Source organism: Pantoea sp. LMR881 (assembly GCF_027157825.1).
Lineage (GTDB): Bacteria > Pseudomonadota > Gammaproteobacteria > Enterobacterales > Enterobacteriaceae > Pantoea > Pantoea haifensis.
Window position 1 is genome coordinate 669257 of record NZ_JAPVOK010000002.1, and the last position, 16875, is coordinate 686131.

A 16875-nucleotide genomic window follows, 5' to 3' on the forward strand; every position below is an offset into this window, starting at 1 on the left:
ACCTGTCATGAAAAAGACTAAGATCGTTTGTACTATCGGTCCAAAAACCGAATCAGAAGATATGCTGACTCAACTGCTTGAGGCTGGCATGAATGTTATGCGTCTTAATTTTTCTCACGGTGACTATGCCGAACATGGCCAGCGCATCACAAATATGCGTGCCGTGATGGAAAAAACCGGTCGTCAGGCGGCTATTTTGCTGGACACCAAAGGCCCTGAAATTCGTACTATGAAACTGGAAGGCGGCAATGATGCGTCTCTGAAAGCGGGCCAGACGTTCACTTTCACTACCGACCAAAGCGTGATCGGTAACAGTGAGCGTGTCGCTGTGACCTACCCAGGTTTTACCGCTGATCTAAAAATTGGTAACACCGTTCTGGTGGATGATGGCCTGATCGGCATGGAAGTGACCGAAGTCACCGAAAACACTGTGGTATGTAAAGTGCTGAACAACGGTGACCTGGGTGAAAACAAAGGTGTTAACCTGCCTGGTGTTTCCATTCAATTGCCTGCTCTGGCTGAAAAAGACAAGCGAGACCTGATTTTTGGTTGCGAACAAGGCGTCGATTTCGTTGCGGCATCCTTCATTCGTAAACGTTCTGACGTGCTGGAAATCCGTGAGCACCTGAAACAGCACGGCGGCGAGCATATTCAGATCATCTCTAAGATTGAAAACCAGGAAGGCCTGAATAACTTCGATGAGATTCTGGATGCTTCTGACGGCATCATGGTCGCTCGTGGCGATTTAGGGGTTGAAATTCCGGTTGAAGAAGTAATCTTCGCGCAGAAGATGATGATCAAAAAGTGTAATAAAGCCCGCAAAGTGGTGATTACCGCAACGCAGATGCTTGACTCAATGATCAAAAACCCCCGCCCTACACGCGCTGAAGCCGGCGACGTCGCTAACGCGATTCTTGACGGCACAGACGCCGTTATGCTGTCAGGCGAAAGTGCTAAAGGCAAATATCCGCTGGAATCGGTTAACATCATGGCAACCATCTGCGAGCGCACCGATCGCGTAATGAAACCGCGTATTGATAGCCAGAACGATGCTCGCAAACTGCGCATTACCGAAGCTGTTTGCCGCGGTGCCGTTGAGACAGCGGAAAAACTGGAAGCACCACTGATTGTGGTTGCGACCGAAGGCGGTAAGTCTGCTAAAGCCGTGCGTAAATACTTCCCAAATGCCACCATTCTGGCGTTAACCACGAATGCCACTACAGCGCGTCAGTTAATTCTGAGCAAAGGTATTGAGACGCGTTTGGTGCATGAAATTGCATCTACCGATGATTTTTATCGTCTCGGCAAAGAAGCCGCCCTGGAAAGTGGTTACGGCCAAAAAGGCGATGTCGTCGTATTAGTTTCTGGTGCATTAGTACCAAGTGGAACGACAAATACTGCGTCAGTACACGTTTTATAATAGTTTTAAACCTTCTTATTTAAAGCGCCTTATTTAGGCGCTTTTTTATTTCACACTTAATACAAATTCAGAAAAATTCCAATCGAAATTAACTATTCAAATTCCCTTTAAATTAAGGTTAATCCGATTAAATCTCTCTGTTTTCGCTAAATTTTTTTATCATCTTCTGCGATTCGCTGTTTCTTTGAGCGAACGAACACGTTTAAGCATCTTCTTATCAAAAATTTATTCTCAACTTAAAAAGCTTTGTGTAATACTTGTAACGCTACATGGAGATTAACTCAATCTAGAGGGTATAAATAATGAATCGTACTAAACTGGTACTGGGCGCGGTAATCCTGGGTTCAACTCTGCTGGCTGGTTGCTCAAGCAACGCTAAAATTGACCAGCTGTCTTCAGACGTTCAGACTCTGAACGCTAAAGTTGACCAGCTGAGCAACGACGTGAACGCAGTGCGTTCAGACGTTCAGGCTGCTAAAGATGACGCAGCTCGCGCTAACCAGCGTCTGGACAACCAGGCTCACTCTTACCGTAAGTAAGAGTTCTGGTTTAAAAATGGCGCCCATGTGGCGCCATTTTTTTGCCTTTGTTTATCATGCCTTCCGTGGCGTTGTCGCTACTGCGGCGATAAAGTTGTTGTTTCTCCCATCGCTTCACCGATCGTTTGTCCTTGTGCTTGCTGTGGCGCTTGTAGCACAGCTGGCAGCGGCGTATCGTGATTAACGGGCTCTCCACTGCTTACCAGCACGGGCATGCCTGAACGACGCGCTAAAGCCTCTTTAATCAGGGCTGTATCGCTCTTGTCGCTTTTCAAAAACGTTTTCATCTCTGCATTTAAGGCAATTGGCATGGTTTGCGGATCGTCTTTGTCGGTGCGCGAAAGAGGCTGATGCACTTCCACGTAACGCTTGCCGTCCGGCTCAACGGCGTATTTCACGGGCTGATTGATGATCTGCACTCGCGTTCCTTTCGGCACGCGAGCAAACAGTGCTTCAATATCTTCTGTGCGCAGCCGGATACAGCCAGAACTTACACGCATACCGATACCAAATTTGGCATTAGTGCCGTGAATCAAATACTGGCCCGTTCCGCGTGCCAGGCGTAGCGCAAACAGACCCATAGGGTTATCAGGACCTGCTGGCACCACCGCAGGCAGTGTGACGCCCTCTTTTGCGTAACGCTTGCGGATATTCGCTGTAGGTGTCCAGGTTGGATTAGGGATTTTTTGACTGATACTGGTCACCATTACGGGCGTTGCCGCGCCTAACTGACCAATGCCAATGGGATAGACGATGACCTTCTCTTCGCCTTTGGGATAGTAATAGAGGCGCAGCTCCGCCAGGTTTACGACAATCCCTTCACGCGGCGTATCAGGCAGGATCATTTGCAGCGGGACAGTGAGTTGCGTACCCGCTTTCGGCAGCCAGGGATCGGTGCCGGGGTTCGCTTCCAGCATTCCCAGCAGGCCAACTTTATAGTGAGAGGCGATATCTTCAAGGGGTGTTTGTTATCAGGAACCTGGGTCAGGATGTTTTCACCAATCAGGCGACTGTCAGGCGGTGGTAAAGGATATTCCGTGGCAAATGTGGATGCAGAGAGCCCAAAACAGGTCAGCAGCAATGCACCGGCTAAACGTAAAGCAGGTTTCATGCAATTTTCTCATCAGATAAAAAAACAGACGCCGGCTGGCGTCTGTTGAGTTTAGCTCAGGAGAGGTGCTGAGCGGTATGGCGAATAGACCGAATCATCGCCTCAAGCCCCTGCGAGCGCGTCGGCGTAAGATGCTGCATCAATGCCAGCTCACTGAACCAGTGACGCACATCAAGCGCAACGATATCGGCCGCAGAAAGGTGCTGATACAGGCTAAACACTACGGCAATCAAGCCTTTAACGATGGCTGCATCACTGTCACCTTCAAAGGCGATAGTGCCGTCCGCCTGCGGGGTCATTTTGATCCAGACCTGACTTTGACAGCCAGAAATGACGTTCTCAGGCTGATGCAAGCTTTCAGAGGATTCTGGAAGTTTTGAACCCAACTCAATGATGTAAAGGTACTTCTCTTCCCAGTTGGCGCAACGATTAAAGTTGCGCACCAACTTCTCTTTTTCTGGCAAATTTGCCATCAGTTACTCCGTTTATTCAGCTCAACCACCCAGCAGTCGATGAATACGCGTCAGTCCTGCTGCCAGCCGATCGGCTTCCTCTTCGCTGTTATAAAAAGCAAATGAGGCGCGACACATGGCAGGTACAGCATAGCGGCGCATCAGCGGCATCGCACAGTGATGGCCGGTGCGAATAGCGATACCGTATTGATCGAGGAAACTGCCGACATCAAAAGCATGATGCTTACCGAGATTAAACGCGATAACGCCAGTACGATTTTCCGGGCCATAAATCTGTATATCAGGCACTGAGGCCAGTTTATCCAGGGCATAGCGCATCAAATCACGTTCACGTTGATGAATCGTTTTTAACCCCAACGCCTGGACATAGGCCAGCGCGGCGCCCAGACCGATAATTCCGCCCGTGTTCGGGGTGCCCGCTTCGAAACGCCACGGCGACGTGTTCCACGTAGTGCCTGTAGGCAACTCCACCGTGCCGATCATCGAACCACCACCTTCCCAGGGCGGCATGTCATCAAGCAAAGCTTTACGACCGTACAACACACCGGTGCCGGTAGGGCCATAGAGCTTATGCCCTGAGAAGACATAAAAGTCGCAGCCAATATCCTGCACATCAACTTTATCGTGCATGACGGCCTGTGCGCCATCAATCAGCGTCACGAGACCCGCGGCTTTAGCCTGCGCGACAATCGCCTTCACCGGGTTGATTGTACCGAGCACGTTAGAGACATGGGTGACTGCCAGCAAACGACTCCGGCTGTCAATCAAGCCAGCCAGCTTTTCCAGCGCCAGTTCACCGTTATCGGTTAATGGCAGTACGCGGATTTCCGCACCGGTACGCGCTGCCACCATCTGCCATGGCACGATGTTAGCGTGATGCTCCATCTCGGTGATGATCAGATTATCGCCGGGCTGTAACTGACTCCCGCCCCAGCTATTCGCAACCAGATTAATCCCTTCCGTTGTGCCCTTAACGAACACAATTTCTTCAGGAGATGACGCATTGAGAAAACGCGCCGCCTGATCGCGAACGTTCTCCATATCACTGGTCGCCTGCGCACTCAGCGTATGGATACCGCGGTGCACGGCTGCGTAGCCGTGCTGATAAAAATGGCTTTCGGCGTTGATAACCGACAGCGGGCGTTGGGCGCTGGCCGCGCTATCCAGGTAGGCCAGCGGATGACCGTTGACCTCACGCTTCAGGATTGGAAAATCTGCCCTGATTCGTTCGAGATCGAAGTCTGTCATGAGTCGCCTCCGGGAAAACGTTCAGCAATGCGTTGCAGAACGGCCTGACGCAGCACGTCGTTTTCCAGTGTTTCAGTAAGTTCAGCTGCAAAAGCATGAATAATCATGGTCTGTGCAGCATCCTGTTCGATACCGCGCGAACGCAGGTAGAACATCTGTTCGTCATCGATGCGGCCAACGGTCGCGCCGTGACTACATTTTACATCGTCAGCGTAAATTTCAAGCTGCGGCTTGGTATCCACTTCAGCCAGTCGGCCCAGCAACAGGTTGTTGTTGGTCATCTGTCCGTCAGTTTTCAATGCATGCTGCGCCACTTTAATGTGGCCGTTAAACACCGCGCGTCCTTTATCACGCACGATGGTTTTATGCATTTGACGGCTCAGGCAATACCCTTTGTTGTGCTCCAGGTAGGTGCGTGTATCCGCCACTTCCTGTTTCACTGGCAGAACCAGACTGTTAATAGCCAGTTGGGTATTTTCACCGTTCAGCTGCGTACTGGTGTTATGGCGCGTCAGGCCTGCGCCCAGCAAGAAGCTGGTGCTGCTTACCTGCGCATCACGACCAATAACCATGTCGTTATGGGCAAAGTGATAACTTTCGCTGCTCTCAAACGCCAGCTTGGTGTGCCTCAAACGGGCATTATCAGCCACGTTGAACGTTACGCGAGCACCCGTGAAATGCGCTGATGCGTTCAGAGTGACGTAATGCTCAATGACCTCAGCTTCCGCGCTCTCTTCCAGCTGCACATGATGACGATGATGAACCGTATTCATCCCCGCATCCTGGCCGCGGGTAATATGCAGCAGATAGAGTGGACGCGCTGCCGCTTTGCCACGCGCCAGATGAATCATGGTGACTTCTTCTGCCAGGCTTTCCGTCAGATGCAAAAGACTTCAGGCTGAACCGGCGCAGGCAAAGGGCGACGCTCTGCCGCCAGGCTGTGCTGGATATCAAACAAGTCTGTGTCAGCGGCGCTCAGCGAGGGCTGATAGCGGCCATCAACAAACACCAGACGCACCGCATCTAACGGCAGCGCCAGGGCTTCAACCTGCTCAGCTGAAATATCCTGATCCTGCGGCAGCACAAACTGTTGCGCTAACAGCGTGTCGAGCGGCGTGTACTTCCAGTTTTCATGCTTGCGGGTCGGCAAGCCCAGGCGCATCAGTTGCTGCCAGTGCTGTTGAGCCTGCAGTGAGCGAACCTCACCGCGTGATTCAAACAAATGGTGCCACTGTTGCAGCGCACTATCACTCTTCGTCGGTAAGCCAGCCATAACCTTGCTCCTCCAGCTGTTTCACCAGCGAAAAGTCGCCAGATTTAACAATTTTACCCTGATACAGAACGTGCACAAAGTCTGGCTTGATGTAGTCCAGAATACGTTGATAGTGCGTGACGATAACAAAAGCACGCTTCTCATCGCGCAGGCTGTTCACGCCATTAGCCACAATTTTCAGCGCATCGATATCGAGACCGGAGTCAGTTTCATCAAGAATGCACAGTTCAGGCTCCAGCGCCGCCATCTGCAGAATATCGTTACGCTTCTTCTCACCGCCAGAGAAGCCGACGTTCACCGAGCGAGTCAACAGATCTTCTGGCATTTTCAGCAGATGAATTTTATCTTCGATAAAATCCTGGAAGTCGAAGCGATCTAACTCTTCTTGTTCGCGATATTTACGCACCGCATTAACAGAGGTCTGCAGGAAAAACTGGTTACTGACGCCTGGGATCTCAACCGGATACTGGAAAGCCATAAAGATACCTTCGCCAGCACGTTCTTCCGGCTCCAGTTCCAGCAGATCTTTGCCCTTAAAGGTTATGGAACCGCCAGTCACTTCATAATCTTCACGGCCCGCCAGCGTTGCTGACAGGGTACTTTTACCTGAGCCGTTCGGGCCCATGATTGCATGCACTTCACCCGGTTTAATTTCGAGATTCAAACCACGCAAAATGGCTTTGTCTTCAACGCTGACCTGTAAATCTTTAATACTTAACATACTTAATCCTTCACATTGCTTCCGGCAACGCGTGTGACGGCATCAGCCCACACTGTGCTCAAGGCTGATAGCTAACAGTTTTTGTGCTTCCACAGCGAATTCCAGTGGCAGCTCAGAGAATACATCTTTACAGAAGCCGTTCACGATCATTGAAATCGCATCTTCCTCGCTGATACCGCGCTGCAGACAATAGAACATCTGATCTTCACCGATACGCGAGGTCGTCGCTTCGTGCTCCAGCTGAGCAGTATTGTTACGTGTTTCCACATACGGGAAGGTATGTGCGCCACAATCCGGACCAATTAACATTGAGTCACACTGCGTGAAGTTACGCGCATTGGTCGCCGTTGGCATAATTTTAACCAGGCCGCGATAGGTATTCTGGCTCTTACCGGCCGAAATGCCTTTAGAGATGATGGTCGACTTGGTGTTTTTACCAATGTGGATCATCTTGGTCCCGGTATCTGCCTGCTGATGGCCGCTGGTTAACGCCACGGAGTAGAACTCACCGACTGAGTAGTCACCACGCAGGATGCAGCTTGGGTACTTCCAGGTGATTGCCGAACCGGTTTCCGACTGCGTCCACGACATTTTGCTGTGGTCGCCTTCGCACAGTGCGCGCTTGGTAACGAAATTAAGGATACCGCCTTCGCCTTCGCCACCAGGGAACCAGTTCTGTACGGTTGAGTATTTTACTTCCGCATTTTTATGGATGATGACTTCAACCACAGCGGCGTGCAGCTGATAGGTATCACGCACTGGCGCGGAACACCCTTCGATATAGCTGACATAGCTGTCTTCGTCTGCAATCAGGATCGTGCGTTCGAACTGACCCGTTTTTGCCGCATTAATACGGAAATAGGTCGACAGTTCCATCGGGCAGCGCACCCCTTTCGGGATATAGACAAAGGTGCCGTCAGAGGCGACCGCTGAGTTCAGTGCAGCAAAGAAGTTGTCATTCGCCGGCACCACGGTGCCCAAATATTGTTTCACCAGCTCAGGATGTTCCTGAATCGCTTCGCCGAACGAGCAGAAAATAATGCCCTGCTCTGCCAGCTTGCCGCGATAAGTAGTGGCCACGGAGACGGAGTCAAAAATGGCATCAACGGCCACTTCTCTGCCTTCACGCACCGGAACACCCAGCTGATTAAACGCGTTCTCAACTTCCTGCGTCAGATAGTCGCTGGCTGGCGTACTGCCTGATGCCTGCGTTGCGCCCGGTTCTGAGGCGCAGCTATCGTCACAGTTGCCGCAGGACGGCGCTGAGTAATAGCTGTAATCCTGATAATCGAGTTTCTCGTAGTGCGCTTTCAGCCAGTGCGGCTCTTCCATTTCAAGCCAGGCACGGAAAGCTTTGAGACGAAACTCCAGCATCCACTCTGGTTCGTTACGCTTAGCTGAAATGGCTCGCACCACATCTTCGTTGATACCGTGAGCAAACTCTTCGGTTTGCAATTGGGTAAAGAAGCCCTCTTTGTAATTGAGCTTGCCTTCCCACATTTGTACATCTTCAGATGCTTCGCTGTGTCGTGACATATTTCACTTACTCGACGCCAAAGCTTTCACCACACCCGCAGGCGTGCTGAGCTTTAGGGTTATTGAATTTAAAGATCTGATTCAGGCCTTCGCGGACGTAATCCACTTCGGTGCCATCGACAAACGGCATGGCCTGAAGCGGCACAAACAGCGTTGCGCCATGGAACGAGAACTGCAGATCGTCATCCTCTGGCTGCTTCACCAGATCCATGACGTAACCAAAACCGGCACAGCCGGATTGTTTCACGCTCAGTCGCAGTCCCTTGACTTCAGGGTCTTGTGCGGCCAGATTGAGAATTTGTTTCGCTGCGGTTTCAGTCAGCGTCAGCCCTTTCCAGACAAAGTCGTCAGGTGAGAAAGAGTCTGCATTAACAGATGCCATGTTAGTACCTCTTGAGTCCGGACCTTTTCAGGCTATCCCCTATGGTAGTGATCTGGTCGATCACTTCAACCTCTTGTTTTGCAGGGATAATCATCTTGTGCTGTTTTTAATCGCTGCTTTATTAAGCATAGTCTCTTCAACTCACTTTGCGGTGAGAGAGTAAAAGTGAAGATATGCAATGTAACTTGTTAATAAATAGTGAAATTGCATTTCATCACTTTTGTATAACAGGGTTATTGATAGGTTACGCCTTTCTGCGATGTAAACAGATTGTTATTTCCGATTTTATTAACAGGCGATGTAAATCAATAAATTTTTTCTGCCTGAGTAATTGCATTCCGCGCCCAGTTGAATATGATAATTATTATCATTCACGTTCGGGGTGGCACTATGACGCTTTCTGTCTCTGCCTGGCTACAGCATAAAATCGATGAATATAAATTTTCAGTGCGTGACATTACCGTCGATTTTTATATGGCGCAGGCAAAACTTGACCGCGCCGACTGTTCCATTCAGCAATTACGTCAGTTCAACGATACCTGCCTGGATATGGCAGAGATCTGCCAGCTCAACGGGGACGATCACAGCTATTTACATGCCATGGGCAAACTTCATCACCGTTTAGTGCAAGAGATGGGAAATAGCGATCGTGACCGATTATTTCGTATTCAAGCTTACCAACTGGCGCGTTTGTCATTAACCCGGCTTTGCCATCAGTTAGCGATGGTGGGCGAATGGGACAAAGCCACCGCCCTGCAAAGTGACTTTGTCCGTCACGCCGGCTGGATATTCTAATCCAGCCGCACCATAACGTCGCGGGTAATATTTTACACCATTTCCAGCAGCGCCTGAAGAGGATGGCGCATCCCATTGCCTTCAACACGTTTAACCTGGCTGCGACAGGAGTAGCCGGTCGCCAGGCAGCGTTGCCGTGGCAGCTTTTGCAATTGCGGATGCCAGGAAAGTCCATAAATTCCCAGCGAGTTATCGAGATTTTTGCTTTCGTGGCCGTAAGTGCCCGCCATGCCGCAGCAGCCCACGTTAATATTTTCCAGTTTCGCACCAAAGCGCGAGAAAATATCCCGCCACTGCTCAGGCGTTGAGGGCAGCGCGGTCACTTCTGTGCAGTGCGCAAACAGATACCAGGCTTCGCCACTCGCGTTTTGCACCGCGCGCTCTGCAACCACCGTTTGTAACCACTCATGCACCAGTTGCACATGGAAATCACCGCGTGCTTCGCCCAGTGTCTGACGATATTCATCGCGATAACAGAGCACAGTCGCGGGATCGACACCCACCATAGGCATCCCGAGTTTCGCTATCCGATTAAGGAAATCGGCGGTTTTGCTGGCGGTACGCGCAAAGCGTTGCAGGAAGCCTTTGACGTGTTGCGCTTTGCCATTAGGCGAGAATGGCAACAGCACTGGGCGATAGCCGAGTTTCTCAATCAGTTTGACAAAATCGCTGACCAGTTTCGCCTCATAAAAGCTGGTAAAAGGATCCTGCACCACCAGCACGCAATTTGCGCGCTGAGCCTCATTCAGCGTCTCCAGCTGCGCAAGCGTCATATTCATCGCCGGATGACCACTGAGCTGCTGCTTAAGAGTCGGTGCAGAGAGCAGCGGCAGATCGACCATGCCGATATGGGTTTTGCTCATCTCACGCATCCACGGCTGCTGAAGAAAGAAGTTAAAGGTCTTCGGTGCCTTTGCCATCAGAGGCGCATAGCTTTCTACCGCAGCCACCAGATGATCGCTCACAGGGCGCAGATAACGCGTGTGGTAAAGCTGCAGGAAGCGCGAACGAAAATTCGGGACGTCAATCTTGATTGGGCACTGGGTTGAACATGCCTTACAGGCCAGGCAACCTGACATCGCTTCTTTCACCTCGTGCGAAAAGTCGTACTCGCCTTTGTTAGCATGCCAGCTATTACGCGTGCGGCTAATCAAGGCGCGCAGTGAAAGACGATTCTCTGGCAGCTGCTTCTCCAGCACCAGTGGGTCCACCCCTGCTCCGCCAGCAGGCGCAGCCATTCACGCGTCAGCGTGGCACGTCCCTTTGGCGAATGAATGCGGTTACGGGTGATTTTCATCGACGGACACATCGGGCTGCGCGCATCGAAGTTAAAGCATAAGCCGTTACCGTTACACTCCATCGCTCCGCGCCAGTCGTTTCGCACCGTGAGGGGAATTTGCCGATCATAAGCGCCGCGTGTCACGGCACTTACCTGCATCATCTCGTCGTGGCTGTCGAACGGAGTACAGATTTTTCCGGGATTGAGTCTGTTGTGTGGATCGAACGCGGATTTAATACGACGCAACTCGTTAAACAGCGTTTCGCCAAAAAATTCCGGGCTGTACTGGGCACGGAAACCTTTACCGTGTTCACCCCACAGCAGGCCGCCATAGCGTGCCGTCAACGCCACCACTTCGTCGGAGATCTGCTTCATCAACATCTCCTGCTGCGGGTCACACATGTCCAGCGCCGGTCGCACGTGCAATACACCCGCATCCACGTGTCCAAACATGCCGTAGCTCAGGCCGTGACTGTCTAACAACGCGCGAAACGCCACGATGTAATCGGCGAGGTGCTCCGGCGGAACGGCGGTATCTTCCACAAAAGGAATCGGTTTGGCCCGGCCTTTGGCATTGCCCAGTAATCCCACTGCTTTTTTACGCATGTTGTAAATGCGCTCAATACCGCTGAGCTCGTTACAGAGCTGATAACCGATCACACCACCTTGCTGCTGCGTCATGAGTCCATCCAGCCGCTCACACAGGCTGCTGATTTGCCTTTCAATCAGTTCAGCATTATCGCCCGCAAACTCTACGATATTCAGGCCTTGCATATCTTTGTCGGGTACGTCGGTGATCAGCGCCTTGACGGAATGCCAGACGATATCTTCACGCGCCAGGTTTAATACCTTTGAATCAACGGTTTCTACCGACAGGGCTTGCGCCTCGACCATAAAAGGCGCATTGCGCAGCGCAGAGTCAAAGGAATCATACTTAATGTTAACCAGACGCCGCACTTTTGGGATCGGCGTAATATCGAGCCGCGCTTCTGTAATAAAGGCCAGCGTGCCTTCTGCGCCGCACAGCAGGCGCGTCAGATCGAATGTCTGCATATCATCACTGAAGACGTGACGCAGATCGTATCCGGTCAGAAAACGGTTCAGTTTAGGAAATTTTTCCAGAATTAATGCACGTTGCTCCCGGCAGCGTTCTATGACCTGTTGATAGATTCGGCCTTCCGGGGTTTGTGCCTGAGCTAAGGTTTCTGCCAGCGCCGTTGCCATCGGTCGGGTGTCTAAAATATCACCACCAAGAAGTACCGCGCGCAAACCTAATACGTGATCCGAGGTTTTTCCATATACCAGCGAACCCTGACCTGACGCATCGGTATTGATCATGCCGCCAAGCGTTGCACGGTTACTGGTGGATAATTCAGGTGAAAAAAAGAATCCAAACGGCTTCAGGTAAGCATTAAGCTGATCTTTTATCACACCTGCTTCGACGCGCACCCATCCCTGCTCAGGATTAATCTCCAGAATACGGTTCATGTAGCGCGACATATCAACAATGATGCCCTGATTAAGTGACTGCCCATTGGTACCGGTGCCGCCGCCGCGTGGTGTAAACACCAGCGTGGAAAAACGCGCCTCACCCGCTACCCGGGCAATCAGCGCCACATCAGCAGTAGAACGGGGAAACAGCACAGCATCGGGTAACAGTTGGTAAATACTGTTATCCGTTGAGAGTGAAAGACGATCGGCATAGCTGGTCGCTGTGTCGCCAGTAAAGCCTTGCTCTTTAAGCGACTCAAGGAATGTCAGCACCAGTTGAACAAGGCCTGGCGCTTGTGAAATCTGTGGGATCATGAGTGTGAGACCGAGATGTTGTAAACGTTTGCGTCTGTGTTATTTGCATTAATCCCCCGTTTTATCACATTTTTTAAGCGGCTGCCGTTTTTTCAGGAAAGGTAAATTCCTTCCCTCCCCACTCTGTTTAAACGCCTTTAAATAGCTCATGATTAAACCGGGCGCGAAAAGCCCGAATTTGAAGGATTCAAACGAGGTCATCACTCTTTATGAAAAGCCTGTACCGGGACATGGATCTACCGCAGATACTGTTCACCTTAATGTTTATCTTATTATTGATCATCGCCTGTTTATGGGTGGTTCAACCGTTCATTCTTGGTTTTGCCTGGGCCAGTATGGTGGTCATTGCCACCTGGCCACTGATGTTAAAGATTCAGCACTGGCTGTGGGGACGCCGTTCACTGGCCGTTATTGCGATGACGCTTATTTTGCTGCTGCTGTTTATTATTCCTATCGCCCTGCTGGTAAACAGTTTGATAGATAACAGTGCGCCAGTGATTGCCTGGGCGACACAAGGCCACATGCTGCCTGAACTAATCTGGCTGAATGATGTGCCAATGGTGGGCGAAAAGCTTTATGCCAGCTATCAAAAACTGGTAGCGGGAGGCGGCGCGGCAATCATGGCTAAGCTACAGCCCTATGTAGGACGGACAACCGGCTTCTTTGTTGCGCAGGCCGGTCATTTTGGCCGCTTCATGATCCATCTTGCGGTGATGCTGCTATTCAGCGTATTGCTTTACTGGCGTGGTGAACAAGCGGCACATGGCATCCGCCACTTCGCATTTCGTATGGCGGGTCGTCGTGGTGATGCTGCGGTGTTACTGGCGGGTCAGGCAATACGCGCAGTGGCCTTAGGCGTGGTGGTTACCGCCCTCGTTCAGGCCGTCCTGGGAGGAATCGGCCTGGCTATTTCCGGCATCCCTTACGCCACGCTATTAACGGTGTTAATGATACTCTGCTGCCTGGTGCAACTGGGGCCGTTGCCGGTGCTGGTGCCTGCCATTATCTATCTCTACTGGAGTGGCGACACCACATGGGGCACCGTTTTACTGGTATGGAGTTGCGTTGTTGGCACCCTGGATAATGTGCTGCGCCCGGTGTTAATTCGTATGGGCGCTGATTTGCCAATGATACTTATCCTTTCCGGCGTTATTGGCGGGCTGATTGCCTTTGGTATGATCGGGTTGTTTATTGGCCCGGTTGTGCTGGCTGTTTCTTACCGGCTGGTTTCAGTCTGGGTACATGAAGCGCCCGCGCCCAGTGATGACCCGCTAACGGTTGTGGAAGAACTCGCTGATCACGACGAAGAACACCCTACGTTATAACCCTGCAATGATTAAGGCGGTTAATGGTAGTTAACTGCCTTGATTCTTTTCGTCACGTTAATATTATTTTTCATAAGCGAATTTTAAGAAAAAAGCCACTTTCAGGCTAAAAAAGGCCGTTCACGCTTAAAAAAGATTACTTTATGCACAGTTTCCTCCCTCTGGCGGACATAAAAACGTGACAAAAGATTATTGGCTTTAAACTAATAAGAGGATTCTTAAAGACGCCAGCGAGCCAGGTGAATAACATGATTATTAAGTTTTGAATCAAACCACTGATTTACAAACAACCTTTTCCCCTGAGTAAGAAAAGAATTGCTGTGTGTAGTCTTTGCCCATCCCCTGTGATGGGCTTTTTTTTGCCTTTGTAATCCCAGCTAAATTAAAAAAGGCCAGCAGTGCTGGCCTTTTACGTGAGATTAATCCTTTAATCAGAAGCGGTATTCAGCTTCGCCAGGCTTAACCAGGTCTCAACCACGGTATCAGGATTTAGCGACAGGCTGTCAATGCCCTCTTCCATCAACCAGGCCGCAAAGTCCTGATGATCTGACGGCCCCTGACCGCAAATACCGACATATTTCCCCTGCTTTTTTGCCGCCTGGATTGCCATGGAAAGCAGCGCCTTGACCGCCTCATTACGCTCATCAAACAGTGCAGAGACGACGCCTGAATCGCGGTCCAGTCCCAGCGCAAGTTGCGTCATATCATTTGAGCCAATAGAGAAGCCATCAAAGTGTTGCAGGAACTGATCCGCCAGCAAAGCGTTAGAAGGGATTTCACACATCATGATAACTTTTAAGCCATCCTCTCCGCGCTTCAGTCCCTGACGCGCTAACTCTTCAACCACCGCTTCAGCCTGTTCAACGGTACGAACAAACGGAACCATGATTTCAACGTTAGTGAGGCCCATCTCATTGCGCACACGTTTTACCGCTTTGCATTCCAGCGCGAAACAGTCACGGAAGCTATCGGCAACATAGCGACCCGCACCACGGAAGCCGAGCATAGGGTTTTCTTCTTCCGGCTCATAACGTTCGCCCCCACCAGGTTGGCATACTCGTTCGATTTAAAGTCAGAAAGACGCACAATTACCCGTTTCGGTGCAAAGGCTGCGCCAAGCGTCGCAATGCCTTCAGTAAGGCGCGCAACGTAAAACTCCACCGGATCGTCAAAACCCTTCATCATCTGACGAATTTGCTGTTGTAGCTCGGGGGTTTGCTGGTCGAATTCCAGTAACGCTTTTGGGTGGACGCCAATCATACGGTTAATGATGAATTCCAGACGTGCCAGACCTACGCCTTCGTTGGGCAAACAGGCGAAATCAAAGGCGCGATCGGGGTTGCCAACGTTCATCATAATCTTCAACGGCAGATCAGGCATCTTATCGACCTGCGAACTGGTGATGTCAAAATCGATCAGATTGTCATAGACATAACCGGTATCACCTTCTGCACAGGAGACAGTGACTTTATGACCCTCTTTTAAGCGATCGGTTGCATCACCACACCCCACCACGGCTGGGATGCCCAGTTCACGCGCGATAATGGCAGCATGGCAGGTTCGTCCACCGCGATTGGTCACAATAGCGGACGCTTTCTTCATGATCGGTTCCCAGTCAGGGTCGGTCATGTCGGTTACCAGCACATCACCTTTCTCAATGCGGTTCATCTCGCTGATATCATGAATAACTTTGACTTCACCCGCACCGATACGATGACCAATTGCGCGGCCTTCTACTACAACCTGGCCTTTACCCTGCAGCGTATAGCGTTCCATCACCTGTCCGTTAGAGCGCACGGTTTCAGGACGCGCCTGCACGATAAATAATTTACCGGTGTGACCATCTTTCGCCCACTCAATGTCCATTGGGCGTTTGTAGTGTTGCTCAATCAGCACCGCTTGATTTGCCAGCGCCTGCACTTCGTCATCGCTTAAGCAGAAGCGATCGCGTTCAGCTTCAGGGACATCTTCAATGCGCACTTGCTCACCATGCTCCAGCGAGTCAGCGTATACCATGCGCACTTTTTTGAGCCCATATTGCGTCGTACAATAGCGGGACGCCCTGCCGCCAGGGTTGGCTTGTGGACATAAAATTCATCCGGGTTAACGGCACCCTGCACTACCATTTCGCCCAGACCTAACGCCGCAGTGATAAACACCACCTGATCAAAGCCCGATTCGGTATCAATGGTAAACATGACGCCAGATGAAGCCAGATCCGAACGCACCATGCGCTGGATACCTGCTGACAAGGCCACGCCACGATGATCGTAGCCCTGATGTACGCGATAAGAGATGGCTCGGTCGTTAAACAGCGAAGCATAAACATGCTTGACCGCAATCATGACCGCATCAATGCCTTGTACGTTAAGAAAGGTTTCCTGCTGACCTGCAAATGAGGCGTCCGGCATATCCTCTGCGGTGGCTGAAGAGCGCACGGCAAAAGAGGCTTCTGCATCGTCTGCTGAGAGCTGCTGGTAGGCTTCCAGAATGGCGGCTTCCAGTTCCGGCTGGAATGGCGTATCCACCACCCATTGACGAATCTGCTTACCGGCTTTCGCCAGTTCGTCAACATCATCAATATCGGTCTTGTCCAGCAGTTCATAGATACGCTGGTTCAGCCCGCTTTGATCGAGAAACTGATTAAATGCATAAGATGTGGTCGCATAACCATTAGGGACAGATACACCCAGCGACGACAAGTTGGTAATCATTTCACCCAGAGAGGCATTTTTGCCTCCCACCCGATCAACATCATGCATGCCTAGCTGGTTATACCAGAGCACTAGCGGCTGTTCGCCTTTATTGGACATTGAGCTTATCCTTTAAAAATGAGTGGGCACATGGAACATCTTGTTGCAATTTGCCAAAACAGCCTGGCACATTGCCCAAATAAAGACTAAGTGTTGAATCGTTAAAGCTGATGATAATTCTTAATTTCGGATTTGTACCTGTTATTGCTGGATG

General features: G+C 50.9%; 11 protein-coding genes, 1 other RNA gene and 4 pseudogenes. 5 read left to right on the top strand and 11 right to left on the bottom strand.

The window, feature by feature from the left end; all coding sequences use genetic code 11:
* Positions 1 to 7: 7 nt before the first annotated feature.
* Both pykF and O3W44_RS04945 read left to right on the top strand, forming a co-directional pair.
* A complete protein-coding gene (gene pykF, locus O3W44_RS04940) occupies positions 8 to 1420 on the top strand; it encodes a pyruvate kinase PykF (RefSeq protein WP_269292206.1) in 1413 nt (470 codons plus the stop codon).
* Between the two features lie 302 nt (positions 1421 to 1722).
* Positions 1723 to 1959: a major outer membrane lipoprotein gene (locus O3W44_RS04945; RefSeq protein ID WP_006118977.1), complete on the top strand. Its 237-nt coding sequence runs from the start codon at positions 1723 to 1725 to the stop codon at positions 1957 to 1959.
* Positions 1960 to 2036: 77 nt separating this feature from the next.
* On the opposite strand, the pseudogene O3W44_RS04950 reads toward O3W44_RS04945, so the two are convergent.
* The 7 genes and pseudogenes from O3W44_RS04950 to sufA all read right to left on the bottom strand — a co-directional run bounded on the left by O3W44_RS04950 (position 2037) and on the right by sufA (position 8703).
* Positions 2037 to 3070 (bottom strand): annotated as a pseudogene (locus O3W44_RS04950) (L,D-transpeptidase family protein).
* Positions 3071 to 3126: 56 nt separating this feature from the next.
* Positions 3127 to 3543, bottom strand: a complete 417-nt coding sequence (gene sufE / locus O3W44_RS04955) for a cysteine desulfuration protein SufE (RefSeq protein WP_269292207.1) — start codon at positions 3541 to 3543, stop codon at positions 3127 to 3129.
* 21 nt (positions 3544 to 3564) lie between these two features.
* Positions 3565 to 4791: a cysteine desulfurase SufS gene (gene sufS / locus O3W44_RS04960; RefSeq protein ID WP_269292208.1), complete on the bottom strand. Its 1227-nt coding sequence runs from the start codon at positions 4789 to 4791 to the stop codon at positions 3565 to 3567.
* Positions 4788 to 6064, bottom strand: a pseudogene (sufD, locus tag O3W44_RS04965) (Fe-S cluster assembly protein SufD). Before sufD ends, sufS begins: the two are co-directional and overlap by 4 nt.
* Positions 6039 to 6785 carry a Fe-S cluster assembly ATPase SufC gene (gene sufC, locus O3W44_RS04970; RefSeq protein ID WP_269292209.1) on the bottom strand — a complete coding sequence of 249 codons (747 nt, stop codon included), beginning with the start codon at positions 6783 to 6785 and terminating at the stop codon, positions 6039 to 6041. Before sufC ends, sufD begins: the two are co-directional and overlap by 26 nt.
* Before the next feature lie 42 nt (positions 6786 to 6827).
* Entirely contained in the window at positions 6828 to 8321 is a 1494-nt protein-coding gene (gene sufB / locus O3W44_RS04975) for a Fe-S cluster assembly protein SufB (protein ID WP_269292210.1), read from the bottom strand.
* 7 nt (positions 8322 to 8328) lie between these two features.
* Positions 8329 to 8703 (bottom strand): Fe-S cluster assembly scaffold SufA, encoded by a 375-nt coding sequence (gene sufA, locus O3W44_RS04980; protein WP_269292211.1) that lies wholly within the window; start codon positions 8701 to 8703, stop codon positions 8329 to 8331.
* 390 nt (positions 8704 to 9093) lie between these two features.
* Between sufA and O3W44_RS04985 the strand changes: the two genes are divergently transcribed.
* Complete coding sequence (locus tag O3W44_RS04985) at positions 9094 to 9498, top strand: hypothetical protein (protein WP_269292212.1); 405 nt, start codon at positions 9094 to 9096, stop codon at positions 9496 to 9498.
* Between the two features lie 32 nt (positions 9499 to 9530).
* Here O3W44_RS04985 and ydiJ read toward each other — a convergent pair.
* A pseudogene (gene ydiJ, locus O3W44_RS04990) lies at positions 9531 to 12583 on the bottom strand (D-2-hydroxyglutarate dehydrogenase YdiJ).
* A 209-nt stretch (positions 12584 to 12792) separates the two neighbouring features.
* Between ydiJ and ydiK the strand changes: the two are divergent.
* Positions 12793 to 13908, top strand: coding sequence for an AI-2E family transporter YdiK (gene ydiK, locus O3W44_RS04995; RefSeq protein ID WP_269292213.1), 1116 nt, complete (start codon positions 12793 to 12795; stop codon positions 13906 to 13908).
* 256 nt (positions 13909 to 14164) lie between these two features.
* Positions 14165 to 14271, top strand: an RNA gene (gene rprA / locus O3W44_RS05000) — antisense sRNA RprA.
* A 64-nt stretch (positions 14272 to 14335) separates the two neighbouring features.
* Here rprA and O3W44_RS24935 read toward each other — a convergent pair.
* The 3 genes and pseudogenes from O3W44_RS24935 to O3W44_RS24945 form a co-directional block, all read right to left on the bottom strand.
* Positions 14336 to 14914: a putative PEP-binding protein gene (locus O3W44_RS24935; RefSeq protein ID WP_442954606.1), complete on the bottom strand. Its 579-nt coding sequence runs from the start codon at positions 14912 to 14914 to the stop codon at positions 14336 to 14338.
* Positions 14836 to 15684, bottom strand: a complete 849-nt coding sequence (locus O3W44_RS24940) for a PEP-utilizing enzyme (RefSeq protein WP_442954660.1) — start codon at positions 15682 to 15684, stop codon at positions 14836 to 14838. Before O3W44_RS24940 ends, O3W44_RS24935 begins: the two co-directional genes overlap by 79 nt.
* A 54-nt stretch (positions 15685 to 15738) precedes the next feature.
* Positions 15739 to 16721: pseudogene (locus tag O3W44_RS24945) on the bottom strand (PEP/pyruvate-binding domain-containing protein); the annotation flags it as partial.
* Positions 16722 to 16875: the final 154 nt, after the last annotated feature.